At 70.2% G+C, this 25394-nt stretch carries 24 protein-coding genes and 1 pseudogene; 15 read left to right on the top strand and 10 right to left on the bottom strand.

From position 1 onward, the window contains the following. Positions 1-69: 69 nt before the first annotated feature. From I3V78_RS31425 to I3V78_RS31405, 5 genes and pseudogenes are all read left to right on the top strand, one after another. Entirely contained in the window at positions 70-1449 is a 1380-nt protein-coding gene (locus tag I3V78_RS31425) for an FAD-binding oxidoreductase (protein ID WP_239576801.1), read from the top strand. A 195-nt stretch (positions 1450-1644) separates the two neighbouring features. After that, positions 1645-2701: pseudogene (locus I3V78_RS31420) on the top strand (DUF2403 domain-containing lipoprotein); the annotation flags it as partial. Positions 2702-2741: 40 nt separating this feature from the next. Beyond that, entirely contained in the window at positions 2742-4322 is a 1581-nt protein-coding gene (locus tag I3V78_RS31415; RefSeq protein ID WP_204493299.1) for a GAF domain-containing sensor histidine kinase, read from the top strand. 13 nt (positions 4323-4335) lie between these two features. Beyond that, positions 4336-5175 (top strand): tetratricopeptide repeat protein, encoded by an 840-nt coding sequence (locus I3V78_RS31410; RefSeq protein WP_204493297.1) that lies wholly within the window; start codon positions 4336-4338, stop codon positions 5173-5175. 170 nt (positions 5176-5345) lie between these two features. Further along, the gene (locus I3V78_RS31405; protein WP_204493295.1) at positions 5346-5804 is read left to right on the top strand and encodes a GFA family protein; all 459 of its coding nucleotides are present in this window, start codon (positions 5346-5348) and stop codon (positions 5802-5804) included. Between the two features lie 8 nt (positions 5805-5812). Here the strand turns inward: I3V78_RS31405 and I3V78_RS31400 are convergent, their stop codons facing one another. Both I3V78_RS31400 and I3V78_RS31395 read right to left on the bottom strand, forming a co-directional pair. Beyond that, the gene (locus tag I3V78_RS31400; RefSeq protein WP_204493294.1) at positions 5813-6616 is read right to left on the bottom strand and encodes an endonuclease/exonuclease/phosphatase family protein; all 804 of its coding nucleotides are present in this window, start codon (positions 6614-6616) and stop codon (positions 5813-5815) included. 101 nt (positions 6617-6717) lie between these two features. Beyond that, positions 6718-7965 (bottom strand): MFS transporter, encoded by a 1248-nt coding sequence (locus I3V78_RS31395; protein WP_204493293.1) that lies wholly within the window; start codon positions 7963-7965, stop codon positions 6718-6720. Between the two features lie 123 nt (positions 7966-8088). On the opposite strand from I3V78_RS31395, the gene I3V78_RS31390 reads away from it, so the two are divergent. After that, on the top strand, positions 8089-9042 hold the full coding sequence (locus I3V78_RS31390; RefSeq protein WP_239576799.1) for a LysR family transcriptional regulator: 954 nt from the start codon (positions 8089-8091) through the stop codon (positions 9040-9042). A gap of 91 nt (positions 9043-9133) precedes the next feature. After that, positions 9134-9562 carry a tellurite resistance TerB family protein gene (locus I3V78_RS31385; RefSeq protein ID WP_204493292.1) on the top strand — a complete coding sequence of 143 codons (429 nt, stop codon included), beginning with the start codon at positions 9134-9136 and terminating at the stop codon, positions 9560-9562. Between the two features lie 14 nt (positions 9563-9576). On the opposite strand, the gene I3V78_RS31380 is transcribed toward I3V78_RS31385, so the two are convergent. Together I3V78_RS31380 and I3V78_RS31375 are read right to left on the bottom strand one after the other, a co-directional pair. Continuing rightward, positions 9577-10047 carry an SRPBCC family protein gene (locus tag I3V78_RS31380; RefSeq protein ID WP_204493290.1) on the bottom strand — a complete coding sequence of 157 codons (471 nt, stop codon included), beginning with the start codon at positions 10045-10047 and terminating at the stop codon, positions 9577-9579. Beyond that, the gene (locus tag I3V78_RS31375; protein ID WP_204493288.1) at positions 10044-10403 is read right to left on the bottom strand and encodes an ArsR/SmtB family transcription factor; all 360 of its coding nucleotides are present in this window, start codon (positions 10401-10403) and stop codon (positions 10044-10046) included. Before I3V78_RS31375 ends, I3V78_RS31380 begins: the two co-directional genes overlap by 4 nt. Positions 10404-10501: 98 nt before the next feature. Between I3V78_RS31375 and I3V78_RS31370 the strand changes: the two genes are divergently transcribed. Beyond that, a complete protein-coding gene (locus I3V78_RS31370) occupies positions 10502-11473 on the top strand; it encodes a hypothetical protein (protein ID WP_204493285.1) in 972 nt (323 codons plus the stop codon). Between the two features lie 15 nt (positions 11474-11488). On the opposite strand, the gene I3V78_RS31365 is transcribed toward I3V78_RS31370, so the two are convergent. From I3V78_RS31365 to I3V78_RS31345, 5 genes are all read right to left on the bottom strand, one after another. Continuing rightward, complete coding sequence (locus I3V78_RS31365) at positions 11489-12733, bottom strand: cytochrome P450 (RefSeq protein ID WP_204493283.1); 1245 nt, start codon at positions 12731-12733, stop codon at positions 11489-11491. Between the two features lie 121 nt (positions 12734-12854). Beyond that, positions 12855-13751 carry a helix-turn-helix transcriptional regulator gene (locus tag I3V78_RS31360; protein WP_204493281.1) on the bottom strand — a complete coding sequence of 299 codons (897 nt, stop codon included), beginning with the start codon at positions 13749-13751 and terminating at the stop codon, positions 12855-12857. Between the two features lie 92 nt (positions 13752-13843). Next, complete coding sequence (locus I3V78_RS31355) at positions 13844-14755, bottom strand: heme-binding protein (protein WP_204493279.1); 912 nt, start codon at positions 14753-14755, stop codon at positions 13844-13846. Between the two features lie 46 nt (positions 14756-14801). After that, a complete protein-coding gene (locus I3V78_RS31350; RefSeq protein ID WP_204493277.1) occupies positions 14802-16496 on the bottom strand; it encodes a flavin monoamine oxidase family protein in 1695 nt (564 codons plus the stop codon). 196 nt (positions 16497-16692) lie between these two features. Continuing rightward, positions 16693-17628, bottom strand: a complete 936-nt coding sequence (locus I3V78_RS31345) for a WD40 repeat domain-containing protein (protein ID WP_204493274.1) — start codon at positions 17626-17628, stop codon at positions 16693-16695. 155 nt (positions 17629-17783) lie between these two features. Between I3V78_RS31345 and I3V78_RS31340 the strand changes: the two genes are divergently transcribed. The 4 genes from I3V78_RS31340 to I3V78_RS31325 all read left to right on the top strand — a co-directional run bounded on the left by I3V78_RS31340 (position 17784) and on the right by I3V78_RS31325 (position 21761). Then, entirely contained in the window at positions 17784-19778 is a 1995-nt protein-coding gene (locus I3V78_RS31340) for a Kelch repeat-containing protein (protein ID WP_204493271.1), read from the top strand. Positions 19779-20017: 239 nt separating this feature from the next. Further along, positions 20018-20512 (top strand): hypothetical protein, encoded by a 495-nt coding sequence (locus I3V78_RS31335; RefSeq protein ID WP_204493268.1) that lies wholly within the window; start codon positions 20018-20020, stop codon positions 20510-20512. Positions 20513-20677: 165 nt separating this feature from the next. After that, on the top strand, positions 20678-21373 hold the full coding sequence (locus I3V78_RS31330) for a hypothetical protein (RefSeq protein WP_204493266.1): 696 nt from the start codon (positions 20678-20680) through the stop codon (positions 21371-21373). A gap of 25 nt (positions 21374-21398) precedes the next feature. Then, positions 21399-21761 (top strand): DoxX family protein, encoded by a 363-nt coding sequence (locus I3V78_RS31325; RefSeq protein ID WP_204493264.1) that lies wholly within the window; start codon positions 21399-21401, stop codon positions 21759-21761. Between the two features lie 10 nt (positions 21762-21771). On the opposite strand, the gene I3V78_RS31320 is transcribed toward I3V78_RS31325, so the two are convergent. Continuing rightward, on the bottom strand, positions 21772-22575 hold the full coding sequence (locus I3V78_RS31320; protein WP_204493261.1) for a helix-turn-helix transcriptional regulator: 804 nt from the start codon (positions 22573-22575) through the stop codon (positions 21772-21774). Positions 22576-22664: 89 nt separating this feature from the next. Here I3V78_RS31320 and I3V78_RS31315 point away from each other — a divergent pair, with 89 nt between their 5' ends. The 3 genes from I3V78_RS31315 (at position 22665) to I3V78_RS31305 (ending at position 25248) form a co-directional block, all read left to right on the top strand. Continuing rightward, positions 22665-23318 (top strand): glutathione S-transferase family protein, encoded by a 654-nt coding sequence (locus I3V78_RS31315; protein ID WP_204493259.1) that lies wholly within the window; start codon positions 22665-22667, stop codon positions 23316-23318. A gap of 74 nt (positions 23319-23392) precedes the next feature. Further along, entirely contained in the window at positions 23393-24499 is a 1107-nt protein-coding gene (locus tag I3V78_RS31310; RefSeq protein WP_204493257.1) for a hypothetical protein, read from the top strand. A 176-nt stretch (positions 24500-24675) separates the two neighbouring features. Next, positions 24676-25248 carry a DUF1349 domain-containing protein gene (locus I3V78_RS31305; protein ID WP_239576794.1) on the top strand — a complete coding sequence of 191 codons (573 nt, stop codon included), beginning with the start codon at positions 24676-24678 and terminating at the stop codon, positions 25246-25248. The last annotated feature ends 146 nt before the right edge of the window (positions 25249-25394 follow it).

Raw genomic sequence — 25394 nt, 5'->3', positions numbered from 1 at the left:
GGGCCGCGCCGTTGGTCCGAGACTCCTCGATGTCCTGGGCTTCCCCCATGTTCGAACCGGAGGGAATCGATGCGCATCGCAACGGAGCTCAGTCCTTCGCGGTACAGCCCCACCCCACGGCACGAGGAGCGCCACAAGGCCAAGGTCGATCGGATCGCGCGGCAATTGCGCCAGCGCACCAGCACCCGGCCGGCGTCCTTCAAGAAGAAGACTCCGCCCCACCAGGTCCCCAAGCACGGCGACCTGCGGCGCGGCGACGACAAGATCGACCTGAGTGATCTCGATGAGATCCTCGAGATCGATCCGGTGACCCTGACGTGCACGGTCGAGCCCGCGGTGACCTTCGACGAGGTGGTCCAGGCGACCCTGCGCCATGGGCTGGTGCCCATCATCGTCCCCGAGCACAAGACCATCAGCCTGGGCGGCTCGGTGGCGGGCTGCTCCATCGAGTCCATGTCCTTCAAGTCCGGGGGCTTCCACGACACGTGCCTGGAGTACGAGATCATCACCGCCAAGGGCGACGTGCTGCGCTGCTCCCCGGGCGAGAACCCGCTCGTGTTCCAGATGATCCACGGCTCGTTCGGCACGCTGGGCGTGCTGTCCAAGCTGCGCTTCCGGCTCGTGCGCGCCGCGCCCTATGTCCACATGACCTACGAGACGTACGACACGCTCGAGGCCTTCCAGCAGGCCATCTTCCGCCACTCCACCGCCCAGGACGTGGACTACATGGACGGGCAGATCTTCTCGGCGACGAAGCACGTGCTGTGCCTGGGCCGCTTCACCGAGGAGGCGCCGTACACGAGCCGCTACGACTGGCTCAAGGCCTACTGCGAGAGCATCCCCGTGCGCCAGGAGGACTACCTCTCCACGTACGACTACCTCTTCCGCTACGACCGGGGCGTCACGCACGTGTCCCCCAGCAGCCTCGTGGGCCGGGCCCTGTTCGGCAAGCTGGTGCACTCGGACAGCATGTTGCGCGCCGCGCACCGCTTCCACCGCTTCCTGCCGAAGCAGAACCCGTCGGTCATCGTGGACGTGTTCATCCCGTTCTCGCGCACCGCCGAGTTCATGGACTGGTACCACCAGGAGGTGCGGCACTACCCGGTGTGGTGCGTGCCGTACAAGCGGGTGCACGACTACGAGTGGCTCACGCCCCAGTGGTGGAGCGGGGTGCAGGATCCACTCTTCCTCGACCTCGCGGTCTACGGGCTCCAGCAGCCGCCGGGCCGCAACTTCTACAAGGAGTTCGAGGACGAGCTGCTCCGGGTCAACGGCACCAAGACGCTCATCTCGTACAACTACTACGACGAGCAGACCTTCTGGAGCCTCTGGAACCGCGACACCTACCAGGCGGTGAAGCGGCTCACGGACCCGGACAACGTCTTCCGCGACCTCTACACCAAGACCTGCCGGGCGGCGTTGGGACTGGAAGGGGATTCGAAGAATTAACAGTAAAACAAGAAATCCTGTAGGGTGCGCCCCCGCTCGTGGATGAGCCACGAGTGGGGAGTTCCGTGCGGGAGAAGCGCCCATGAAGCCTGGTGGCGAGACGTCTGGAGTGGAGAAGTCTGTCCGGCGGACCACGGTCCTGGTCCTGAGTGCGTGGCTGGGCGTGGCGTGTGGCGCGACGCCCCCGGTGGACGCGGACGGGGCGCCGGGTCAGGCGGAGGGGGCCCAGGTCGCCGCGGACTGCGCGGCGGGCAACTCCGCGGCCCTGCAGGACCTGGGGGATGACCTGCCGCAGGGCACGGGGTCCGCGGTGTCGACGATGACCATCAAGAACGTGGGCGGCACGGGCTCCTATCAGCGTGTGATCTCCATGAACCCGGGCGTCTGGGGACAGACCTGTCCCGGGGATGCCTGCGTGAAGGCGAACACCGCCGTGAGCGGGGCCCTGGCGCCCTTCAACGAGGACGTGACGGTCAACTTCCGCGGCCCCATGGAGTTGTACGACATCGCGGTCTACACGCCGGGCTCGAGTGCCTGGTCGCGCGTGTCCTCGTGGAACCGGTGCGGCTCGTCGAACATCACCTTCCTCAACAACCTGGGCGGCACGGGGAGCGGGGAGTGGACGCTGTGCGGCGGCAACAGCCAGAGCTACGCCTCGGCGGATGGCAAGACGGCGGTGGCGGCGCCCACGGCCTTCACGGGCAAGCTGGAGAATCGGGTGGAGATGAACATCCTGTCCGGCGTGGCCTGCAAGGGCACGGGGGACTCGGGGGATTGTGGCTTCTACCGGGGCGTGTCCCGGCGTGGCTGGGCCGGGGCGAAGATCTTCGCCATCCGCGCGCGCATGCCCCGCTTCAGCGGCCCCCTCAGCCAGTACTACGACGACGTGCCCGCCATCTGGATGCTCAACGCGCGGGTGGTGCGCACGGCGCAGTATGGCTGCAACTGCCGGGGCATGGGCTCGCCCGGAGGCTGCGGTGAGCTGGACGTGGCCGAGGTCATCCACGGCCAGGATCTCACGCACGCGACGAGCACAATCTACTCGTTCAAGGGCGCCACGGGCAGCGGGCAGAACTACTTCATCCGCCCGGTGAAGGAGAGCGCGACCTTCATCGTCATCTTCGATGCGACCGGCAACAAGGTGCAGATGCTGCGCCTGCCGGCCAACGGCTTCAACTTCGGGGATACGGTGTCCAACACCACGGTCAACGAGTGGCTGGCGCGCACGGGCCTCTCCATGTCCCTGCCGTGACGGACCGGGGGCCGCCGGGTAGAGTGCACCCGGCGACCTCATGATTCCCCCGTCCCTGCCTCCCGATGAAGCGCGGCGCCTGTTGGCCCTGCGGCGTCTGAACCTGTTGGACACCCCGGCCGAGGAGCGCTTCGACCGCATCGTCCGCATGGCCTCGCGGATGTTCCGCGTGCCCATCACCCTGGTCTCCCTGCTGGACGAGTCACGCCAGTGGTTCAAGGCGCGGGTGGGCCTGGCGTCCGCCTCCACGCCGCGAGACGTGTCGTTCTGCGGCCACGCCATCCTCGCGCCCCTCACCTTCGTGGTGCGCGACGCCCGGGAGGACGTGCGCTTCGCGGACAACCCGCTCGTCACCGGCGAGCCGCACGTGCGCTTCTACGCGGGCCACCCCCTGCGCGCCGCGGATGGCAGCCCCGTGGGGACGCTCTGCCTGCTCGATCGCCAGGCACGCGAGTTCACGGACGAGGAGGAGCAGCTGCTGCGCGACCTGGCCTCGTGGGTGGAGCTGGAGCTCAACGCGCTCACCCTGCGTGAGGCGCGCACCGTGCTGGAGCAGCAGGAGCGCTTCTTCGAGCTGTCCGTGGACATGCTCTGCATCGCCGGGCTGGATGGGACGTTCCGGCGGCTGGGCCGGGCATGGACGCGGACGCTCGGCTACCCCGAGGAGACCCTGCTGACCACGCCGCTGCTGGACCTGGTGCACGCGGAGGACCGGGCCGCCACCGCCGCGTGGCTGGCGCGGGGCGCCCGGGGCGAGCCCTTGCCGTCCTTCGAGCACCGCTGCCGGGCGGCGGACGGCTCCTGGCCGTGGTTGCAGTGGAACGCCGCCGTCAATCGGGAGGAGGGCATCTTCTACGGCGTGGCGCGCGACGTCACCGAGCAGAAGCGCCTGGAGGCCGAGCGCGAGCAGGTGGCGCGGATGAAGAGCGAGTTCGTCTCCACGGTGAGCCACGAATTGCGCACGCCCCTCACCTCCATCCGGGGCTCGCTGGGCCTGCTGGACGGGGGCGTGCTCGGCGACCTGCCCGAGCAGGCGCGGGACATGGTGCGCATCGCGCGCAACAACACCGAGCGCCTCATCCGCCTCATCAACGACATCCTCGACCTGGAGAAGATGGAGTCGGGCAAGCTGGACTTCCACCTGGAGCCCCTGGCGCTGGACACCCTGCTCACGCACGCCGTGGAAGCGCACCAGGGGTATGCGGAGCAGTGTGGCGCCCGGCTGGAGCTGGTCCTGGAGGTACGCGACGTCCGGGCGGTGCTCGATGGGGACCGCTTCCTCCAGGTGCTCGCCAACCTGCTGTCCAACGCGCTCAAGTTCTCGCCCCGGGGCGAGCGGGTCACGCTGCGGCTCGCGCGCTCGGACACGGGCGTGTGCGTGAGCGTGGAGGACCGGGGGCCGGGCATTCCCGAGTCCTTCCGTGCGCGGGTCTTCGAGAAGTTCGCCCAGGCGGACGGCTCGGACAGCCGGAGCAAGGGCGGCACCGGCCTGGGGCTCTCCATCGCCTGGTCCCTGATGCAGCGCATGGGCGGCTCGCTGGACTTCGTCTCGCGGCCGGGGGAGGGCACCACCTTCCGGGTGGAGCTGCCCGAGTGGCACGCGGCGCCGGTGGCCGGGTAGGTTCTCGCTCCGAATGTCCGCGACCCCCTGTCATCGTCATCCGCTCATCTCCGCGACCCGGGGGTGTGGCGAGTGCTTCCAACCCATCTGCGCCGGCTGCTCCGTCCTCGATGGAGAGACGTGCCGCTGTCCCGAGTGCGCCGCCGCCCACCGCAAGGGCCAGTCCCGGCGGATGCTCGGGGTCGCCGCGCTCGGCCTCTGCCTGGTGGGCGCGGGCGTGGGCTACGTGCGGTGGCGGGAGAACGCCCCCGCCTCCCCGGAGCCCGGGTTCGACTATGGCGCCCACCGCGGGCGCGTCCTCGCGCTCCGGAGCCAGCTGGAGAAGGAGCCGTGTGATCGGACGCGGGGGGTGGAGTTCGCCCAGACGCTGTTCAGCCTCCAGGACTGGCGGGGCAGCGTCCGGTTCACGGACGACTTCATCGCCCGGTGTGGCCAGTTCCCCGCGCTGCGCTCCATCAGCTACTCGGCGCACATCCGCCTGAGCGAGTTCGAGCCCGCCATCCGGGATGCCACGGAGCTCATCGACAGCGCACCCGGCAACGCCGGCTACCGCGTCTGGCGGGCCCTGGCGTACCAGTCGCGGGGCGCGGCCGAGGAGTCCCTCGCGGACTTCCAGGAGGCCTTCAAGCTCCAGCCCGAGCAGTTCCAGGTGGCCAACCAGCTCGCCACCACCTACGAGCAGCGCAACCAGCCGTGTGAGGCCTGGCGGGTGTTCCTGGAGCACCAGCGCGTCAACCCCCAGGCGTCGCACAACCCCGAGGTCGTGGGGCGCGCCCAGGGCCTGGCGCTCCGGGGCCGCTGCGCGCCCGAGGAGACCCGTCCGGCGGTGCCCGCCGGCAAGACCCGGAAGTGAGGCGCCATGCACCGCAGCCGCAGACTCGTGCTGGCCGCGCTCATCCTCGCCAATCCCGCATGCCCCCCGGGGGGTTCTTTCGCATCGGCGGCGTGGCTTCTTGCGCTCCTGCGCTGGCCGTCGTTGGGTGTACTGGGTCGTACCTATCGGAGAATGAAAGCGAGCCCCATATGAGTGACACGAAGTCGTCCCAGGAAGGTGGCTGTCGGTGTGGGCGGGTGCGGCTGCGCATCAGCGCGCCGTCCCTGCTCACCATGGCCTGCCATTGCACGGGCTGTCAGCGGATGACCGCCAGCGCCTACTCCCTGAGCACCGCGATTCCCAGCGAGGGCTTCGAGGTCATCCAGGGCGAGCCCGTCATCGGCGGCCTGCACGGTGCCTCGCGGCACTACTTCTGCGGCTACTGCATGAGCTGGATGTTCACCCGGCCCGAGGGCATCGACACCTTCGTCAACGTGCGCGCGACGATGCTCGACGACCCCAGGGGCTTCACGCCGTTCATCGAGACGTGGACGAGCGAGAAGCTCCCCTGGGCGACCACTCCGGCGGTCCACAGCTTCGAGAAGCTGCCGGCCTACAGCGACTTCGAGGGGCTGACGAAGGAGTTCCTGGAGCGCGCGGCGAAGTAGGCCCCGCCTTACGGCTCGGGCACCACGACGGTCATCTGCACCGGACGGTGATCGCTTCCCGTCTGGGGCAGCTGCTGCAGGCCGCTGGTGGTGATCGCGGGCGAGACGTAGAAGCCGTCGATGCGGTGGCCCGAGTCGGGCCCCCTCGGCAGCAGGCCCGTGCGGGCGCCGATGTCATTGGGGTCCTCGTCGACCACCTTGTTCCAGTCCGCGCCCAGCACCAGGAGCCGCCCGCTGCGCTTGGCGAAGGCCACGACGTTGTCCGCCATGACGGCATAGGGGCTGCCGGGTCCGGTCTGGCAGCGCGGCGGGGGCATGTGCAGCGACGCGGTGCGCACCCAGCGGTTGTTGTTCAACTGGACGTCCACCTGGGCGATCCACCGCGTCAGGATGCCGCCATCGGGGCAGCCGCTGGCCTCCGTGCCCTTCACCAGCTGCAAGTCGCCGATGTCGCGCACCGCCGACTTGCGGATGACCACGGCGCTGCCCTGCCGGTCCTCGGACGAGGTGTCCTGACGCACCGCCCAGCCATCCCCGAGGATGTCGCGCAGCCGGACGTTCTTGGCCTCCTGCACGAACACGATGTCCGCGTCGGGCCCGATGGTGCTCCAGTCCTGGCGCACCGCATCCGGTCCCCGGAAGGCGAGGTTGGCCGTCACCACCCGCAGCCGCTCGGCGGCCAGCGGCGTGACGGACGGGGTCGCCGCGGAGCGGACGCTCGCGACCGCCGCGCCGGAGGCCGCCAGCACCGCGAGGGCCGCGCCCGAGAGGGTGACGAGCCGTTTCATCAGGGACGTGGGACGCAGGGTCATGTGCTTCGTTCCTCGGAGCGGAAAGGGGACCGTGTCCCAGCGTGTCCGGTGATTCTCCGTAAGTCAAGGATAGTCAGTTTTCATGGGTAAAGCCTTCGCGCTCAGGGTCGGGGACGTGCGCCCGGCGCCAGGCGCACCGCCAGGGCCGCGAGCGCGGAGCCGGTGGCCAGCAGCGTCAGGGCCCCCCAACCCCACGCGGCCAGAAGGAAGCCGCCGCTCGCCGCGCCCAGGGACATGCCGATGAACATGCCGACGATGAGCACGGCGTTGAGCCGGCTGCGCGCCGAGGCGTCGAGGCCGAAGACGATGCTCTGGTGCGCCACGAGCGTGACCTGGACGCCCAGGTCGAAGCCCAGGGCACTGAGGGCCAGCAGCCAGAGCCCGGCGCCCGACGAGAGCCAGGGCAGGGCGAACATCAAGGCGAAGGACAGGGCCGTCAGGCCCGCGCCCAGGCGGGTGATCTTCTCGGCGCCGAGGCGATCCGCGAGGCGGCCCGCCACCGGGGCGCCCAGGGCTCCGGCGGCGCCCACGAGGCCGAAGGCGCCCGCGGCCTCGCTGCCCAGCTGGAAGGGCGCGTCCCGCAGCATCACGGCGAGGGTGGACCAGAACGCGCTGAACCCGATGGCGAGCAGGCCCTGGGCGAGCGCCGCCCGGCGCAAGGCGCCATGTTCCCGCCACAGCCGGGTGAGGGAGCCCAGCAGCGCGCGATAGGGCAGGGTGCTGGTCGGCCGGAAGCGGGGCAGGCGCTGCCAGGCCACGAGGCCCATCACCGCCACGCTGCCAGCGGCGAACAGGTACACGGCGCGCCAGCCCAGGCGCGCGGCGACCACGCCACTGACGACGCGGGACAGCAGGATGCCGAGCAACAGGCCCGTCATCACCGTGCCCACCATCTTGCCGCGGTGCCGCTCGGGGGCGAGCATCGCCGCGGCGGGGATGATGTCTTGCGCCACGGTCGCCGCCAGCCCGAGGGCGAGGCTCACCGCCAGCAGCGGCCCGATGCCCGGCGCGAGGCTGCCCAGCAACAGGGCGCCACTGAGCACCGCGAGCTTGACGAGGATGAGGCGGCGCCGGTCGAACCGGTCTCCCAGGGGGGCCAGCAGCAGGATGCCCAGCGCGTAGCCCAACTGGCTGAGCGTGGGCACCAGACCCATCGCGCCCCCCGAGGCCCGGAGGTCGGCCCCGATGACCCCGAGGATGGGCTGGCTGTAGTAGAGCGACGCCACGGACAGGCCGGCGCTCGTGGCCAGCAGCAGCCGCAGGCCTCCCGACAAGCGCGGAGGCGTGTCCGTCCCGAGGGCCTCGAGGCTCCGGTCGAGGCTTGCATGCACGGTGGGAATGGATGACATGAGGCGGTCTCCCTTGTCGCGACGAGTCGAGACAACTGTGCGCGAGGGAAGGGCGGCACGGTAGGCGGAGGCACCGCACAAGGGTTATACGTTCCACGCATAAAGCCGCCCGAGGAGGCCGTCATGCCCCGCCCACCCAGGTCGTCCTCACCGCCCGCCACCGCCGACCGCCTCGAGTTGATGCGGACCTTCGTGTGCATCGTCGACGCGGGCAGCCTGTCCGCCGCCGCCGAGCGCATGGCCACCACGCAGCCCACGGTGAGCCGCCGGCTGCAGACGCTGGAGCGCTCGCTGGGCCTGCGGCTGCTCCAGCGCTCGACGCACGCGATGAAGCTCTCCGAGGACGGGGTGCGCTGCTACGCGCGCGCCAAGGAACTGCTGGCGAGCTGGGAGACCTTCGAGGCGGACCTGCGCGGCGCGAGTGACGAGCCCGAGGGCCTGCTGCGGGTCGTGGTGCCGCATGCCTTCGGACAGGAGCAACTGGTGGGGCCGCTCACGGCGTTCCTCAAGCGCCACCCGCGCGTGTCCGTGGAGTGGCTGCTGCACGATCGGCCCCCGGACTTCATCGCGGAGGGCATCGACTGCGCCATCCGCGTGGGCGAGGTGCATGACCCGGACGTGGTGGCCCTGCGCGTGGCGGAGGTGCCGCGCATCGTCGTGGCCGCGCCCGCGCTGCTGGCCGGGGCGCCCCCGCCGGAGCAGCCCGAGGCGCTCGAGCGGCTGCCCTGGTTGTCCCTGCGCACGTTCTACCGGGACGAGGTGGCGCTGACGCACGCGGCCACGGGAGACGTGCGGTCCATCCACTTCCGGCCCCGCATGAGCACGGACAGCCTCTACGCCATCCGGAGCGCGGCGATGGCCGGCCTGGGCGCGTGCGTGGCCTCGGCGTGGGCGCTCCAGGAGGCGCTCGGGCGCGGCCAGCTCGTGCACCTGGTGCCGGGCTGGCGCGCCGCGCCCCTTCCCATGTCCGTCCTCTACCCGCAGGCGCGCTTCTACCCGGCGAAGCTGCGCGCCTTCGTGGCGTGGATGCGCGAGGCGGTGCCGGCGGCCGTGGCGGCGGGCATGGCGGGCGTCTGAGCGGGCGTCCCGGAAAACCGGTTCCGGTCGGGGTGGGGGCCCACTATGCTCCCGCGCCGGGCGGTCCGACCCCTCACGCCCAGGAGACGACATGACGCGCGAGTACCCCCAGGAGCAGCTGTTGGCGTTCGTTCAGGCCATGGCCAACGTGGCGGCGAGTGACGGCCGGGTCACCGAGGACGAGCGTCAGCAGCTCGATGACCTGGTGGTGGGCATCGGGCTGTCGCCCCGGGACGAGCAGGTCGCCGCGCTCATCCAGCGGGAGTTCGACCAGCCCGGCCGCCTGGCCGACATCGTCGCCAAGATTGAAATCCGCGAGATGCGCGCCGCCCTCTTGCGCATGCTCGTGGAGGTGGCGTGCGCCGACGGGCGGATCGCCGCCGAGGAGCGCGCGTCGGTGGAGGAGGCCGCCACCACGTTCGGCTACGCCGTGGCGGTCGCCGATGAGCTCATCGACTGGACGCTCCAGTCCATCAAGCTCGAGCAGCGCGAGCAGGAGATCATGGCCAAGCTGATGTAGTCCGGCGCGCCCGCTCAGCGCTCCACGAGCCGGGCGAGCTGCGCGGTGACGCCGCCCCACCCGTCGTGAAAGCCCAGCTTCTCGTGCTGGGCCCGGTCCGCGCCGTCCTTGTGCATCACCTGGGCGGTGTAGAGCGTGCCCTGGGGATGCTCGCGCAGCGTGATGATGGCGGTCATGAAGGGCTGCGCGGCGGGCCGCCATCCCGCGACCAGGGCGTTGGTGAAGACGATGCGCTCGCCCTCGTCGAGCGCGAGGTAGCAGCCGCTCAGGTGCGGCACGAAGTCGCCTCCGTCCTCGCTCAAGTGGGTGACGAGGGCGCCCCCGGGGCGCAGGTCCATCTCCACGACCTTGCAGCGCGCGGGCGCGGGGACCCACCACTGCTCGAAGCTGGCGCGCTCCGTCCAGGCCTTCCAGAGGGCGGCGCGCGGCGCCTTGATGACGCGGGAGATCGTCAGATCCAGTTCAGGGTGGGGCGAGGGGCTCATTCGGGTTTCTCCTTGGGGCGTGAGGCGGTGACGAACAGCTCCAACCGGTCGGTGCGGCCCTCCCAGAGGGCGCGTTGCTCGGACAGCCAGGACTCGGCGGCGGCCAGCGGCTTCTTCTCCAGGACACACGTGCGCACGCGCCCTTCCTTGCGCGTGTGGATCCACCCGCTCTTCTCGAGCAGGTGGATGTGTTTCATGAAGGAGGGCAAGGCCATGTCGAAGGGCTTCGCCAATTCACCGATGCTCGCGGGCCCCTGACCCAGACGCCGCAACACCGCCCGGCGCGTGGGGTCCGCGAGGGCCTGGAAGATGCCGCTCAGGAAGATGCCGCTCAGCTGCTCCGGATACTGTTCCATGTGGCTAAGTATCAAGCGCGGATACTTAGCGCAAGGGCTCACCATGGAATGTCTTTTGGGGGTGACGCCGCCTCGGGCACCTGGGGCAAGCTCGCCGGATGAGACAACGGAGCGCAGGGCTGTTGGGAGGTCTGGGACTGCTGCTGGGGGGGCTCGTGTCACCGGAGGCCCGGGCGCAGGGCTCGCAGGTGCCGGCGGTCACGGTGCCCCGGCGGGAGGATGCGCCCACGCGGGTGATTCCGCGCCTGCACACCGTCTACCGGGTGGGCATCGCGGCGCGGGTGAATCCCACGGGCCTCTTCACGAACCTGTCCTTCCAGCTGCGCTACCGCCTGTACGACAGCGCGTCACCCGTGCTGAAGGACAACTTCATCGGCGTGGGGCCGGTGGCGTTCCTGAGCCCGGCCATCCTGCGCGGCGGCCTCGGCGTGGAGTTCCAGCCGTTCTCCATGCTGCAGCTGTCCGCCTCCTACGAGGGCATGCGGTGGCTCGGCAACTTCAACTACCTGCAGTCCTTTCCCAGCCCCAACGCGGACGCGAGCGACCGGCGGCTGGCGGAGCTCGGCGCGGAGGGGACGAACTACGCCACCAGCGGCTCGCTGCTGACCCTGGCCGCGCTGCTGCAGTTCAAGCTGGGCCCCGTGGCGGTGCGCACCAATCCGCGGCTCTTCCACTTCAACATGCGGCTGCGGGAAGGAGACCGCGTCTTCTACGAGCCGGTGGTGGACGTGGTGGCCCCCAATGGTGGCTGGGTGGCGACCAACGACGCGGACGTGCTGTACCTGGCGGGGCGCTTGACGCTGGGCCTGCGCTACACGGCCACGGGCGGCCTCTACCGGCCCCAGGACTACCCGGCCGGAGAGTCGGACACCGGCCTCAACCCCACCATCCACCGGGTGGGCCCGATGATCTCCTACACCTTCCATGACGAGCCCGACCGGCTCTTCAACGCGCCCACCCTGGTGCTCATCTCCCAGTGGTTCCTCAGCCACCGCTACCGCACGGGGGTGGAGGTGAGCCAGGCGATGCCATGGGTGGCGATCGCCTTCCAGTTCAAGGGCATTCCCTGAGGCGGGGCGCGGGTGCTACGCGGCGGTCCGACCCGCCACCGCGTCCGCCCGGGTCACGGCGAGGGGCAGGGCCTCCACGCCGCGCAGGCCCACGTTGGGCCGCCAGCGCAGCTGCTTCTCGGGCACCGCCAGCTCCAGGCGCGAGAAGCGCTTGAGCAGCGCGGGGATGGCGACCCGGGCCTCCAGTCGGGCCAGCGGAGCGCCCAGGCAGTAGTGGAGGCCGTAGCCGAAGGACACGTGCCGGTTCGGGCCGCGGGTGATGTCCAGCGTGCCCGCGTTCGGGAACGCCGCCTCGTCCAGGTTCGCCGAGGCGATGAGCAGGGTGACCGCGCTGCCCTGGGGAATGCGCACGCCCGCGATCTCCAGATCCTCCTTGGCGAAGCGCGGCGCCACCTGCCCCACCGGGTTGGTGTAGCGCAGCATCTCCTCGATGGCGCTGTCGATGAGCTCGGGCTGCTCGCGCAGCTTGCGCATCTGCTCGGGGTGGCGCACCAGCTCCAGCACGCCGTTGCCGATGAGGTTCACCGTCGTCTCGTGCCCGGCGAACAGCAACAGGAAGACCATGGAGATGAGCTCGTCCTCGCTCAGCCGGTCCCCGCCTTCCTCGGCCTGCACCAGCGCCGTCACCAGATCCGCCCCCGGCTGATCGCGGCGCAGCCGCACCAGCTTGCGCAGGAAGCGGTTGAGCCGGAGCATGTTGGGGTAGTTGCGGACGAACGCGAGCGGGCTCGCCGCCGAGGAGTCCAGCACCTTGGCGATCAGGTCGCGAAAGCCGCTCCGGTCGGCCTCGGGGACGCCGAGCATCTCCGAGATGACGGTGAGCGGCAGGGGCAGCGCGAACTCCGCCATGAGGTCCACGACCGGCTTGCGTTCAGCGGCGTCCAGCAAGTCCTCGGTGATCTGCTCCACCCGTCCGTTCAGGTTCTCGACCATGGTGGGGGTGAAGGCCTTCTGCACGAGGTTGCGCAGGCGGCGGTGATCCGGCGGATCCCGGAGCACCATGCTGGACACGAGCATCCGCATGATGGCCGGCATCCACCAGCGGTCCAGGGACTTGCCGCCGGCGCTCCGGGGGTCATTGGCGAAGCGTGGGTCCTTGATCACGCTCATGATCTCCTCGTACCGGGTGAGGACGAAGCCCTCGCCGTAGACGGCGGACGAGCGCAGGACGGGGCCCAGCGCGCGCAGCTTCGCGTACACGGGGATGGGATTGGCCCGCGCCTCCGGGGACTCGAACTCACGCTGAATGTCGACGCGCACTGCCTCCACCATGGGGAACCCGCCTGTTCGTGGCCCCGGGGTGGGGCGATTGAAGGGGGTAGTTATGCGCGGGGGACCCGAGCGGCACCAGGGCCCCCATTGTGGTGGAAATTGACCGGGTTCAGTCGCCCGCCTGGCGGTGCCGCTCCCGCCAGACCCGGGGCGTCAGCCCGTGCGCGCGCCGGAAGCCGCGCACGAACGCGGTGACGTCCGAGTATCCGACCTGACTGGCGATGGACTCCACGCTGAGGGTCGTCTCCAGCAGGCGGCGCCGCGCCTCGGCCATGCGGTGCTCGCGCAGCCAGTCCCCCACGGTCAATCCGGTCTCGTCGCGCACCGCCGTGGCGACATAGGAGGCGGTGCGGCCCACCGCCGCCGCCACGTCCGCCAGCGAGATGGGTTTGAGGCTGTGCGTCGCGACGAAGGCGAGCACGTCCCGCACCAGCCGGCCTGGACTCGGCAGGGGCCCGGCCGGGTGCACGCGCGCCTCGCGCTGCAGCTCCGTCATCAGCAGGGTGAACAGGGCCCGGGCGGCGCGCTCGAAGCCAAACTGCTGGTCGCGCAGCTCCGTGTCTAGCGCGGCGATGAGCAGCTCGAGCCGCTGTCGCCTCGCCTCCCCGAGCAGGAGCCGGAAGGACCATCGGGCGCCGAGGCTGCGCGCCAGACCCGCCGCCGAGCCCGCCCCGCTCCCGGGCGCCTCCGGCTCCAGCGAGCCGAGCAGCGTGGGATCGAAGGCCACGAGCCAGCCCTCCAGCTCGGCCACGTCCAGGGCGTGGATCTCCACCCCCGCGGGGATGAAGTGCAGCTCGCCCGGCCGCGCGTCCACCTGCTCCAGGTGGCGCCCCTGCCCCGTGCCCCCGGTGACGAGGAAGAAGAGGGCGAAGGTGGCCACCACCGGCTCGTACGAGGACAGCAGGGTGCGGCTGGCGATGTGGCTGACGTGGAGCGGGAGTTCCCTCGCCCCGAGCGCCGCGAGCGTGAGGATCCGGTGTCGCGGCTTTCGGGACGGGCGTGGCATGGCCGCAGCCTACGCCGCGGGGTCGACGCGGTGCGTGATTGTCCGCTCGGGAAGCGTGCCGGGCTGTCATGTGGGCCCCGGTGTCGGGGGCGTCAGACCTTGACCAGCGTGGCCACCGAGATGTGGGGCCAGATGATCAGCGTGCCGCCCTTGGCCTTGTCCGGGAAGACGAGCATCACGCGCTGCGAGTACTGCAACTGCAGGAACGCGGGGCCGTCCTTGGGCGTGACGGTCTCGATCCAGAACTTCGCCTGCAGCGAGGTGGCGTTCGCGTTGCGCGTCACGAAGGGGATGTTCAGGATGCCGCCGCCGTACGGTCCCGGCAGGTCCGGTGGGAACGTCTTCGGCTCCGCGTCGGTCGAGACCTCCAACACGACGGTGTGCGTGATGTCCTGTCCCTGGAGGGCCTTGTCCAGCGCGGCATTCGGATTGGAGAGATCGAAGTCGCTCGGCAGGGGGAAGGGATTGACCTGCGGGAATGCCAGCGGATCCGGCGGGAAGTAGCCCTGGCGCTTCAGGGGCTGTCCACTGTGCGCGTCGAGCGGTACGGCGCTGATCGGTGCGATGAGGGGTCCTCCCGGGGCCCGCAGCGCCGAGCCCTGCGCGAGCAAGGAGTCTCCATGCGGAATCGTGGAGAGCCGGGTGATCCGCTGGGCGTCCGAGCCGTCCGGCGTCACGTTGATCCACATGCCGCGCTCGGTGTGGAGGAGCCCGCTCGTGTTCGCGTCGGTGACGCGCTGCTCGTAGCCGAGGCCGAAGATGGTGAGGTCGGGCTCCACCGAGCCGCGGTTGGGGATCGGCGCGTTGATGGGGTCGAACGTCAGCGTCTCGACCGTCGAATTGACCTGGAGCACGAAGGGTTTGTCGACGGCGAGTCCTGGCTTGGAGATGAGGTTGAATCCGCGGCCGACCCAGGTGCCAGCGAGTTCGCTGAGCAACCCGAAGTGGTGGGCCTGTTTGTCTTGTGGTGCACCGGCGCGGAGGGCGTGGTTCTTCGCGGTCATGGTGGATGGTCCTTTCCTGCGGGTTCGTGTCTGTGACGTGTGAGGGTTAGAATCCCAGGTAGGCCCGGGGATCGAGCCACTTCGGCCGCTCCATGCCGAAGTGCTCCTCCAGCATCCGCTCGGCGGTGTTGAGGGCTCCCTCTACCCACCCCTGGAGACTCGAATAGCAATCGCCGCAGACATGGACATCCGGCCAGGGATTGCGGATTTCCTTCATCACCTCCCAGGTGCGCACGCCGGGCTTCCAGAGATACCAGCCGGCGCCAAAGGGCTCGTCGCTCCAGTCCTTGTAGGCGCTCGCGATCGGCTCGGGCACCTCGTGCGGCGCGAGGTCATGCACGGCCGCGAGCTGGGCCTTGGCGTGCGCGAGCATCGCCGGCGTCGCCTCGTGGGTATCCGGGGTCTCGTTCTTCTCGGCGACCGTGTTGTGCGAGATGTAGCGCGCCGACTGCGTGGGATCCTTGAGGCCCTTCCAGAAGCTCACGGTTCCGGCATCGTTGTAGGAGGTCATCAGCAGCGCGTGTCCGTCGCTCGGATCGGAGCCGAAGTAATACGTCTGCCGCAGGGGCAGGTCGCTGATGGAGCGGCCACTGCTCAGGTCCAGCTTTTCCCACCACGCGCGCTCGAAGCCCATGAAGAGCTTGAAGGCGGGCATCGTCATCACCGAGTTCAGGAGCATCCGCTGCCGCCGGTTCTTGGGATGCTCGAAGTCGAAGTCGGTTCCGAAGAGTTCCAGTCGCTCCAGTCCATGGCGCGGCATCGCCAGGATGAGCTTGTCGGCATAGACGATGAAGGTCCGCGTGCCTTCACTCCGCCCCCGGTCCTGGAACGTCAGCTTGAGCTTTCCCGCGTAGCGGTCGGTCTCCGCCTGCCCCTGCTGGACCCGCTCGAAGCGGATGAGTTCGCTGTGGCCCCAGATCTCGCCGCCCTGGTCGGTGAACTCCTGGGCCATCGCCGCGACGTGGGCATCGTAGCCTTGCTGGAGCGTCTTGTATTGGGCGCCGATGAAGTCCAGACCGATGAAGCTGGCGGCCTCGGCGGCGTTCCAGTTGGCCGTGAGCGTGTGATAGCCGCCCGCGTCCGTCACGAGCTGATAGGCCTCCGGCGAGAGCAACTCGGCCAGGATGTTCCAGAAGCCTTGCTCGACCACCGGCTTGTGTCCGAACTGGAATCGCGGGTCCTGCTTGACCTCGTCCCATTCCTGACGCGTCAGGCCGATGTAGGTCACCTGGCCATCCTTCGTCTCCTTCTTGATCTGCTTGCCGCAGTCCGCGAGGAGCGTGTTGAGGATGGAGACGAAGTAGTCGTCAGGCGAAACGCCGATCTCGGAAGCCTTCATGTCGTAGCGGGTGGCCACCACGTTGAAGTCCTTCTTCTCGAACCGCCGGGCCCGCAGGTAGTACAGGTTGCGGTCGTCTCCCATGGGGAAGTCAATGACATCCAAGGGGTGTCGCGGCGACCGCAGGCGCTGGATGAGGCTCGAGATGTGGAGCTGCCAGTCCGGGATGAAGCGCATCCCACCCACCTCCGCGCGGCGCTCGGAGATGTTGTCGAGGTGGAGGGTCTCGAGTCGTCCGCCCACGCGGTTGCCGAACTCGAACACCTTCACATCGTTGAAGTCGCCCCCCTTGCCATCCAGCTTGAGCCGCCACGCGGAGTAGATACCGCTGACGCCTCCGCCAACGACGGCCACTCGGGTTTCCATGATCTCGGGGTGATCGAACCGCATCGGGATGGGCATGATTTCTTCCTCACGAGCGCGAAGGCGTCGGGTGAAACCACGCTATCCAGGTGCGAAGGCGACCTCTGTGTTTCGAATCACAGGGCCGCTGTGAGGCCATTCACTGTGGGGCGCGGGACGCCTCGAGGCACGTGACGGGCCTTCGTGTCGGCCTCGGTGTCGAGGAAGCGGGTAAGGGGGGCGCGGGCCGACGCTTCTACTCGGGCCCGAAGCGCAGGATTTCAATCCCCCGGGGCGTGCCCACCGCGAGGCGGCCGCCCAGCGCGTCCAGCGCGAGCGGTGGGGGCGGGGGAATGTGGTGCACGATGCTGCTGTGCTGCCGTCCGGTGTCCAGGTCCGGCCAGCGCTCCACCACGCGCCCGGTCGCGAGCTCGATGAGTCGGGGGTGCTCGAAGAGGGAGAGCACGTGGTGCGCGCCCACCGGCATGCAGGTGCCCAGGGGCGCGTCGAGCAGCGCGCGCGACAGCTCCCGGCGCTCGCTGGCGGAGTACACCACGAGCTGGTTCCGGGAGGCCTGGCTCTCCTCGTCCCAGCCCTCGCGCTCGAGCAGGAGGGTGTCCCCGGGGCCGTGGGTCGCCGCGTGGATCTCCTCGAAGTCCTCGTCGGAGAAGAGGCTCATGGGCCCATCCAGGAGCGCCGGCTGCTCCAGGGCGCGCGCCACGTCGAAGACCTGGGCGGTGTCCACGGGGTGCCAGACCCACCCGGCGCTCAGCAGGAAGCGGCCCCCGGGACTGAACTGGAGCCGGGAGTGGAAGACGTCCGTGGACGCGCCGTCGCGCCGCGTCAACCGCTCGCCGGTCACCACATCCTCCAACTCGAGGCGGCAGTATTCCTCCGGACAGTGGGCCAGGAGCGTGCGGCCGTCCGGGAGCGAGGTGAGGGCCACGGGGTACTCGTAGACGTGCGCGCAATAGTCGTCGCGGTGGAGCTCGCGCACCGGCTCGCCCTCGCGCAGCAGGAGCCCCCGGGTGCCCAGCCGCTCGGAGAGGACGACGTGGCGTCCGTCGGGGGACATCACCGCCGCGTCGTAGGGGCCCGCGTGGCGCGCCAGCGGGTCCACGGGGGCCTCGCCGCTCCAGCACAGGGCGCGGGGGGGCTGGGGTGTGGGATGGAATTGACGTTCGATTCGCATGCGGCCGAGACGGGGCCCCGCGTCCTGACCTGACACGTTTCCGTCCCCCGTGCCCTCCTGGCTCCATCGACGTGTGAAGAGACTCATATCGGCGTGTCGGCCTGGGAGCGCATGCTGGCGCCCGCGGGTGAGCGGTTCCTCGGGAGGAAGCGGACATGAACATGAGATGGAGCGAGTCGTGGTGGGCGCGGATGCTGGCGCTGCTGGTCGTGGTGGGCGCGCCGACCGCCTGGGCGCAGGAGTCGGGCTGCGCGGACGGGCAGCGCGAGGGCTTCGTCGATTCGTCGCGCTACCCGAACATCGCTGGCTGTAGCGGCGGCTGGAGCATTCCGGGCGTGCTGGTGTCGACGCCGGGCTTCGAGCCGTACTGTTCCCAGCAGCCCATGAACGACACGCTGACGCCCGCGTGCGCGCGCGGCGCCGGCGACGATGGGTCGAACCCCTCGGGCGCGGGCTGCAACGTGGCGGACCTGTGCGCCCCCGGCTGGCACGTCTGCGCCAACGAGCCCGAGGTCGCGACCAACTCCCCCACGGGCTGCTCGGGCGCGACGCGCGCGGGAGACCCGGCCCTCTTCTTCGCCACCCGCCAGTCCGGCACGGGCTACGGCGTCTGTGCCTCGGGCACGGGCACGGGCCCCGAGTGCAACAGCAGCACGGGCGCCTACGGGTGCCTCCAGACGACGCGCACCGGCAACGACCTCTTTGGCTGCGGCAACCTCGGCGCGGCGCCCGCCACGACGTGCGGCGTGCTCAACCGCTTCTCCAACAACACCTGCATCGATCTGGGCTCGCCCTGGGACTGCGGCGGCGCGCCCGCCGAGTACTGCGAGACGCAGGCCGTCAAGAAGCCCAGCCCGGGCCGGGGTGGCGTGCTGTGCTGCCGCGACAACGTCAACCGCGCGCCCGTCACCCGGTGCCAGGACGTCACGGTGGACTCGGACGCGACGTGCCAGGGCTGTGGCTCCGTCAACGCGGGTTCGTACGATCCGGACTTCGACCGCATCACCTGTGAGCAGACGCCGTCCTGCCCCCTGAAGGAGGGCGCCAACAGCGTGACGCTCACGTGCACGGATGCGCGCGGGGCCTCCTCGAGCTGCACGGCCACGGTGCGCGTGACGCCCCGGGGCACCTGCACGCCGCCGCGCGAGGGCTGGGTGCCCACGGGCCGCATGGCGCAGGGCCGCATCCTGCACCAGGCGGTGCTGCTCGACTCGGGCAAGGTGCTGGTGGCGGGCGGCTTCAGCCCGATGACGGAGCTGTATGACCCGGCCGCGGGCACCTGGTCGCGCACGGGGGATGCCCTGGCGTCCCACCGCGACCACAGCATGACGAAGCTCGCGGATGGCCAGGTGCTCATCGCGGGCGGCGGCACGTGCCCCATCACCGGCGCCACCGCGGAGCTGTACGTCCCGGCCTCGGGCCGCTGGAAGCCCACGGGCAGCCTGCTGACCAACCGCACCCACCACGCCGCGGTGCGCCTGGCCTCGGGTCGGGTGCTCGTCGTGGGCGGCGAGCACAGCGCCACGGGGGCCCTGCTCGCCTCGGCGGAGCTGTATGACCCGGCCACGGGCACGTGGTCCGCCACGGGCTCCCTGGGCACGGCGCGCGAGGACGCCACGGCGACGCTGCTGCCCTCGGGCCGCGTGCTCGTCGTGGGTGGGATCGGCGCGGGCGGCTTCCTGCGCTCGGCGGAGCTGTATGACCCGGCCACGGGCACCTGGTCCGCCACGGCGGCCCTGGGCGCGCCGCGCCGCCTCCACACGGCGACGCTGCTGCCCACGGGTCGGGTGCTCGTCATCGGCGGGGGCCAGGACCTGGCCGCCAGCGCCTCGGCGGAGCTGTATGACCCGACCTCGGGCACCTGGTTCGCCACGGACGCGATGAAGACCCCGCGCCGCGCGCACTCGGCCACCCTGCTGCCCTCGGGCCAGGTGCTGGTGGCGGGTGGGTACAATGATGCGAGCGGCATCCTCACCGCTTCCGAGGTGTACACGCCCGCCACCCAGCGCTGGAGTGACACGGCGCCCCTGAACGTGGACCGCTATGGCCACACGGCGACGGCGCTGTCCGACGGGCGCGTGTTGGCCGCGGGCGGGGTCAGCAACCGCGATCAGGCTTCGGCGGAGTGGTTCGGACGCGCCTCGCCCTGACGCACCTCGGGGGCCTCCCTCCCGTCCGGGGGAGGCTCCTGGCGTGTCGTCTCAGGGCGCGCCCGAGATGAGGAGGGCAGGGGGGTCATGATGATGCCCGGGGGCCGTGAAAGTCTGAGACCGGAGGCGCACGGTTCTCCTGGGCGCTCTGCACCCAACGCGCGTTTTCCGGGCGGCGCCCGCCCCGGCGCATCTGTTGCAACGCCACCGGGTCGTTGTTCCCAGGGAGGTTCGCGCGGATGAAGACGACAGGGGTGGTGGTGTCGATGCTCGTGTGGCTGGCGGGGTGTGGAACGTCGGGGGAGCCGGAGGCGGGAGTCCCCTCGGTGGAGCGCAGCCAGGAGGTCTCCATCGCCGACTCGGATGGCTGGACCTATGCCTCGCGCTACACCTATTACCCCGCGACCCACCGGCTCCACGGCAACTGGAGCCGCCATGGACCGGGAGGCCGCCGCACGAACGACGCGGAGCGGCAGCTCCCTCCGGACGCCGCCCAGGACCTCGAGGCGCGCTTGAATGGCATCCGGCTCGACCCCACGAAGCCCAGTGGCAACTGCGGCGCGGACATGCCCTCGCTCACGCTCGAGTACGTGGATGCCTCGGGCCAGTCGCGCGCCTTCTATACGGACCCCGAGTACAACAGCTGCGGCGACGCCCGGGTGTTCGTGCGGCAGGAGGACGTGCGCGGCGTGCTCGACACCTGCCGGGCGCTGCTCCCCGAACCCACGGAGTGAGCCGGGGTTGGCGGGCGCGGAGGGTCCTCGTGCTACCGTGGCGCCCGCCCTCCGGACGTCGGCCGAGGATCGCCGTGCCCTTGACGGGCCGTGGCGCCTCGGCTTCCCCGACCTGTCCGCGCGGGGACGAGGTGCGCACGTGACACGCCGACCATTGGGCTGGGAATGGCTCGTCTGATGTGGAACGACGCCGAGCAACTCGACGAGGAACTCAACTGGAAGCCCCGGCGCAACGAGTCGTTCTGGCGGACACCTCGTGGCGCGAGCGCCATCATGGCGTTGGGGATGGCCCTCTCGTTGCCCATGTGGGGCGCGACGATGGGCTCCGTGGGCTCCGTGCGCGACCTCGGCGTGTTCGCCCTGCTGCTCGTCTTCGCGGTCGAGGGGTTGATCGGAATGGCCATCGCGCGCTTCCTCTGGCGCGTGATCGGACCCATTCCCCGTGGCTTCATCCGGCCGTTCATGATCCTCGGGCCGCTGCCGCCCCTCGCCGTCCTGTGCTGCACCGGCCTGGGTCTGGCGAACCGGCTGACGCCGGACACGGGCTTCGTGGAGCAGGGCAGGAACTGGGGCGTCCCTCGTGGAGGTCGCAGGGTTCCGTTCCAGGAGGTCCAGGCCCTGTGCGCGAAGCAGGGGCCCGCCTGGCGTGTTCCCCGGGAAGACGAGGTGGCGAAGCTGGATCCGCAGCCGTCCGCGCCGAAGAGCGCGCGGTTCACGTACTGGGTGCTGCCCGAGTCCCCGACGAACACGGACCGGCGACTCGTCCTGGACGTGATCTGCATCGGGCCTCGGTGCTCGGGGGATGTCCAGCCGTGGTCCACGGGGTATGGCGAGTGCTCCGCCCTGTGCGTGAACTTCTGACGAAGCCCTTCACCTCGGGAGCCCCATGTCCCGCTTCTTCCTGTACCTGATGGCGCTGCTCTACGTCCTCATCGGCATCACCCACTTCGTGCGGCCCGATCCGTTCGTGAAGATCATGCCCCCCTTCATCCCCTTCCCCCTGGCGATGGTGTACCTCAGCGGGGCCATCGAGATCGGCCTGGGGGTGTTGCTGCTGCCCGCCATCACCCGGCCCTATGCCGCCTGGGGCATCATCGCGCTGCTCATCGCCGTCTACCCCGCGAACATCCAGATGGCGGTGGACTCTTACCGCCAGCAGAATCCCCAGCTCTGGGTGGCCCTCGCCCGGCTTCCCCTGCAATTCCCCCTCATCGGGTGGGCCTGGACGTACACGCGCCGGGGACGCTGAGCCCGCGGCGTTACCCGGCGAGTTCGCGGACCAGCTGCTCGATTCCCCGCGCGGACACGTCGTCGGCCGGGGACAGGACCAACAGGCTGAGGCCGTCGCTGTCGTCCACGGAGAACATCGACGTCTCGAGCCTGAGCTCGCCAAGCCCTGGTCGGAAGAGCCGCCGGGTCTTCACCCCATGCGTGGCCAGCTCGTTCTCGGCCCAGAGCCGGCGGAACTCCGCGCTCGTCTCCATCAACTCGTCGACGAGCGCGGCGGCCTCTTCCGAGGCGCCCGCACGCGCGATGTCCACGCGAAACGCGGCGAGACACGTGCGGTGCATGTCCTCGCCATACGGCAGGAGCGCGGCGGTGTCGGGGTGGAAGACCCGGCGCAGCATGTTGCGGTCGCGCTCGGGCAGCGCGGCGTAGTCGCCGAACAGCGCCACGGCGGCACGGTTCCACGCGACGATCTGGAACGTCGGGGTCTTCACCAGCGCGGGCGCGTGCAGGTGGTCGAGCACGCGCTGCAGCGTGGGCGTGACCGTGGCGGGCCGTGTGGGGCGGAGCGGGGGAGGGCGGGCGTGCGCGAGCAGGAACAGCATCTCGCGATTCGTGTCGTCGAGCTCGAGGGCGCGCGCGAGGCGCTCGAGCACGTCATCGGAGGGCACGCCACCGCGACCTTGTTCGAGCCACGTGTACCAGGTGACGCTCACGCCGGCGCGCGCCGCGACCTCCTCGCGGCGAAGCCCGGGCGTGCGACGCCGCCCGGTCGACTCGGGGTGAAGCCGCTCGCGATGGGCGCGGAGGAACTCGGGGAGGGGGGTAGTCGCCATACCGGTATACGGGCACGCCTTTTTCGGACCGGTCGCGAAGCCTACAGTCCGCGGATGACCACGACAACGCGCCGGGCCCGGGGGCCTCGATGCTGACGCTGCACCATCTCGGACGTTCGCAATCCGAGCGGATCGTCTGGCTCTGCGAGGAGCTCGGGCTCGACTACGAACTCAAGCGCTATTCGCGCCGGGCCGACAACCGGATGGCTCCGCCGGAGTACCAGGCGCTTCACCCCATGGGCACGGCGCCCATTCTCTCCGACGGGGACGTCGTCCTCGGGGAGTCCGGGGCGATCTGCGACTATGTGATCCAGACCCACGGCGAGGGTCGACTCGCCGTGCAGCGGGGCGAGCCCGGCTTCGCCGACTATCTCTACTGGTTCCACTTCGCCAACGGGACGCTGCAGCCGGTCATCCTGCAGGTGTGGAGCCTGGAGCGCGTCGATCCCTCGGACAAGAACGCGCCCCTGCGGATGGCCCGGGAGCGGTTCTCGCGGGTGTTCGCGACGGTGGAGCAGCGGCTGGGGGAGGTGCCCTATCTGGCCGGCGAGGCGCTGACGGCGGCGGACATCATGATCGTGTTCTCGCTGACCACGATGCGGCTGTTCAACCGGTGTGATCTCTCGCCCTGGCCGAACATCCTGGCGTACCTGCAACGCATTGGCGCGCGGCCGGCGTATCGACGGGCGATGCAGAAGGCGGAGCCGGATCTGACGCCGGTGCTGGGGGCCCTCCCGGCGTGACAGAATAATCTTCCCGTGTCCTCGTCCCGAGCCCCGACCCTGGGGGATGTGTCCCTCGGGGAGGGGATATTTCCATGCACCGTGGGTTTCGAGGCCTTTCCGTCGCGCTCGTGCTGTTCACCGCCGGCTCCGCTTCCGCCGTGGAGTTCAACTACACCTGGAAGAAGGGGGATGTGCACCGCTTCCAGTACGAGGATGACTCGACGATCGAGATGAAGATGGCGGGCGGCATGCCGGGCATGCAGATGCCGGGCATGAACATGGGCGCCGGGGGGATGAAGGCGCAGATGAAGGTGCAGTCTGTCTTCAGCCAGAAGGTGCTCGCCGTGAAGCCCGACGGCACGGCCCAGGTGGAGCTCACCCTGGAGAAGATGGACCTGCTCCAGGGCGGGCAGCGCCTCGCCGCGCTGGACCAGATTCCGCCCGCCGCGAGGAAGGTGAAGGCCGAGGTGGACCGCAAGGGCCACGCGCGGTTCTTCCGGATGGTGACCGTCTACGTCCAGGAGGAGCGGACCGTGGTGGGGGTCCATGACCTGAAGGCGGGCCCTCGGGGAAGCAGCGCCTCCCTGCGCGCGGGCGACACCCGCGTGGACGTGGTCGCGGCGGTGGACCCCAAGACGGGCCGTGTCTCCCTGGCCATGCAGGAGAAGAAGGTTCCCCCGGAGCTCAAGGCCGTGAAGGTGAAGGCGGAGGACCCCGGCGTGGACGTCCTGCCCCGGCAGATCTTCGACATGATGGTCCTGCCCGAGGGGCAGATGGAGCCGGGCAGCCGGGTCGAGGTGAGCACCCCCGTGGGGCCCCTGGCGACCACGCTCTCCACGCTGGACGGGGGCGTGGCCCAGCTGCGCACCACCGTGGCGCAGCGCATGACGGACCCGGGCGCTGGCGCCAGTGACGCGCGCCCCGCCGAGGACGAGAGCGAGGACGCCGCTCCGTCCGCCATGGGGGGCATGGACATGGGCGGCATGATGGGGGGCATGAACATGGGCGGCGGGCGCGCCTCCGCGGGTGGCGCTTCCGAGGGCTCAGCCATGGGTGTGAAGACGGAGGTGGATGTGACCAGCGGCTTCGACGTGGCGGCCGGCCGTCTCCTCCACGTGGAGGGCACCTCGGACATGGAGCAGTCCATGGGGGGCACGGGCATGACGGTCCACTCGCGCTTCTCGCTGCGGCGGCAGTAACCCGGGCGGGGCCCCGCACTGCTCGACCGCGTGGTGCGTGGGCCCGGCTCGGCTCAACCCGAGCGCGTTGCCCGCGGCGACGGGTTGCAACGCGCGTCTCCATCGAGACATCTTCCCGCGCCAGGAACGGGAAGGCCGGAGCCGCGCCATCAGCGGGCGGAGGAGCGGGAAAGACGATGGAAGACGGAATCTGGTGGAACGAGCCGAAGGTGTGGACGCGAGCCGATGGGGTCCTGGAGGTGACGACGGACCCGTCGACCGACTTCTGGCGCGAGACCCACTATGGCTTCACGCGCGACTCCGGCCATTTCCTGGGGGTGCGCACCGGCTCCAGCTTCACGGCGCAGCTGCGCGTCGAGGCGGCCTACGAGCGGTTGTACGACCAGGCCGGCATCATGGTGCGCGTCGACGAGCGCAACTGGGTCAAGGCGGGCATCGAGCTGTCCGATGGACGGGCGATGCTGAGCAGCGTGTTGACGAGCGGCACGTCGGATTGGGCGACGGGGCCCTATGAACATGACTCCCGCTCGTTCTGGATGCGCGCGACGGTGGCCCAGGGGGTGCTGCGGGTGCAGGTGTCGGCCGATGGTGAGACGTGGCCGTTGGTCCGGCTCGCCCCGTTCCCGGAGGCCCCGTCCTACCAGGTGGGCCCGATGTGCTGTACGCCGGAGCGGGCCGGGCTGCGCGTGCGCTTCTCGGAGTTCCGCCTCACGCCCGCGCTCGGCAAGGATCTGCACGATCTGACCTAGGGAGGATGCGCCCCTGTCTGGCGATACCCTTCGATACCGAGGAATCGCGGCCCGCACACGCCGACCAGCTCACGCGCGGCGCGGCGGTTCTCGGGCCCTCGTCGGCGCTCTTGGCCCAGCCAATGCCGGCGCGCCCCGACCCTTCG

Origin of the sequence: Archangium primigenium (assembly GCF_016904885.1) — a bacterium.
Taxonomy (GTDB): domain Bacteria; phylum Myxococcota; class Myxococcia; order Myxococcales; family Myxococcaceae; genus Cystobacter; species Cystobacter primigenius.
This window is presented reverse-complemented; position numbering and strand designations above follow the sequence as displayed.

What these genes read in the sequence shown, in the direction of transcription:
- I3V78_RS31425 (WP_239576801.1), top strand. Translation starts at nt 70, where the DNA reads ATGCGCATCGCAACGGAGCTCAGTCCTTCGCGGTACAGCCCCACCCCA.
- I3V78_RS31415 (WP_204493299.1), top strand. Translation starts at nt 2,742, where the DNA reads ATGATTCCCCCGTCCCTGCCTCCCGATGAAGCGCGGCGCCTGTTGGCC.
- I3V78_RS31410 (WP_204493297.1), top strand. Translation starts at nt 4,336, where the DNA reads ATGTCCGCGACCCCCTGTCATCGTCATCCGCTCATCTCCGCGACCCGG.
- I3V78_RS31405 (WP_204493295.1), top strand. Translation starts at nt 5,346, where the DNA reads ATGAGTGACACGAAGTCGTCCCAGGAAGGTGGCTGTCGGTGTGGGCGG.
- I3V78_RS31400 (WP_204493294.1), bottom strand. Translation starts at nt 6,616, where the DNA reads ATGACCCTGCGTCCCACGTCCCTGATGAAACGGCTCGTCACCCTCTCG.
- I3V78_RS31395 (WP_204493293.1), bottom strand. Translation starts at nt 7,965, where the DNA reads ATGTCATCCATTCCCACCGTGCATGCAAGCCTCGACCGGAGCCTCGAG.
- I3V78_RS31390 (WP_239576799.1), top strand. Translation starts at nt 8,089, where the DNA reads ATGCCCCGCCCACCCAGGTCGTCCTCACCGCCCGCCACCGCCGACCGC.
- I3V78_RS31385 (WP_204493292.1), top strand. Translation starts at nt 9,134, where the DNA reads ATGACGCGCGAGTACCCCCAGGAGCAGCTGTTGGCGTTCGTTCAGGCC.
- I3V78_RS31380 (WP_204493290.1), bottom strand. Translation starts at nt 10,047, where the DNA reads ATGAGCCCCTCGCCCCACCCTGAACTGGATCTGACGATCTCCCGCGTC.
- I3V78_RS31375 (WP_204493288.1), bottom strand. Translation starts at nt 10,403, where the DNA reads ATGGAACAGTATCCGGAGCAGCTGAGCGGCATCTTCCTGAGCGGCATC.
- I3V78_RS31370 (WP_204493285.1), top strand. Translation starts at nt 10,502, where the DNA reads ATGAGACAACGGAGCGCAGGGCTGTTGGGAGGTCTGGGACTGCTGCTG.
- I3V78_RS31360 (WP_204493281.1), bottom strand. Translation starts at nt 13,751, where the DNA reads ATGCCACGCCCGTCCCGAAAGCCGCGACACCGGATCCTCACGCTCGCG.
- I3V78_RS31355 (WP_204493279.1), bottom strand. Translation starts at nt 14,755, where the DNA reads ATGACCGCGAAGAACCACGCCCTCCGCGCCGGTGCACCACAAGACAAA.
- I3V78_RS31350 (WP_204493277.1), bottom strand. Translation starts at nt 16,496, where the DNA reads ATGCCCATCCCGATGCGGTTCGATCACCCCGAGATCATGGAAACCCGA.
- I3V78_RS31345 (WP_204493274.1), bottom strand. Translation starts at nt 17,628, where the DNA reads ATGCGAATCGAACGTCAATTCCATCCCACACCCCAGCCCCCCCGCGCC.
- I3V78_RS31340 (WP_204493271.1), top strand. Translation starts at nt 17,784, where the DNA reads ATGAACATGAGATGGAGCGAGTCGTGGTGGGCGCGGATGCTGGCGCTG.
- I3V78_RS31335 (WP_204493268.1), top strand. Translation starts at nt 20,018, where the DNA reads ATGAAGACGACAGGGGTGGTGGTGTCGATGCTCGTGTGGCTGGCGGGG.
- I3V78_RS31330 (WP_204493266.1), top strand. Translation starts at nt 20,678, where the DNA reads ATGGCTCGTCTGATGTGGAACGACGCCGAGCAACTCGACGAGGAACTC.
- I3V78_RS31325 (WP_204493264.1), top strand. Translation starts at nt 21,399, where the DNA reads ATGTCCCGCTTCTTCCTGTACCTGATGGCGCTGCTCTACGTCCTCATC.
- I3V78_RS31320 (WP_204493261.1), bottom strand. Translation starts at nt 22,575, where the DNA reads ATGGCGACTACCCCCCTCCCCGAGTTCCTCCGCGCCCATCGCGAGCGG.
- I3V78_RS31315 (WP_204493259.1), top strand. Translation starts at nt 22,665, where the DNA reads ATGCTGACGCTGCACCATCTCGGACGTTCGCAATCCGAGCGGATCGTC.
- I3V78_RS31310 (WP_204493257.1), top strand. Translation starts at nt 23,393, where the DNA reads ATGCACCGTGGGTTTCGAGGCCTTTCCGTCGCGCTCGTGCTGTTCACC.
- I3V78_RS31305 (WP_239576794.1), top strand. Translation starts at nt 24,676, where the DNA reads ATGGAAGACGGAATCTGGTGGAACGAGCCGAAGGTGTGGACGCGAGCC.